1 protein-coding gene is annotated in these 255 nt (G+C 65.9%); it reads right to left on the bottom strand.

Annotation, left to right across the window (positions count from 1 at the left end; genetic code table 11):
* On the bottom strand, positions 1-255 hold a 255-nt coding region (locus AB4Y44_RS42705), incomplete at both ends, for a transposase (protein ID WP_368702846.1).

Below are 255 nucleotides of genomic sequence, written 5' to 3'. Positions count from 1 at the left end.
CGCGCAAACGCGGTGACGCATTTCCAGTTACGGGCATCGACGCGCATGCAGAACGCAATGTCACGCTGCACGAGCGCAGCCACCATCGTGTTGCCGATGTAGCCGCGATCGAGCAGCAGCAGATCGCCACGCGGCTGCAGTGCGTGCAGCGCCTCGAACAGCATCTGCCGCTCAGCACCGTCGGCGGGATGAAGCGCGGCGTGCAGGGTCAGTTCGGCCCCCGGCAGGAACAGCGCAAACGCGTAGTGTTCGGCG

The sequence above is a fragment of the Paraburkholderia sp. BR10937 genome, from assembly GCF_040965695.1.
Taxonomy (GTDB): Bacteria; Pseudomonadota; Gammaproteobacteria; order Burkholderiales; family Burkholderiaceae; genus Paraburkholderia.
Note: the sequence above shows the minus strand (reverse complement) of the source record. Positions and strands in the feature narration are given on the sequence as shown.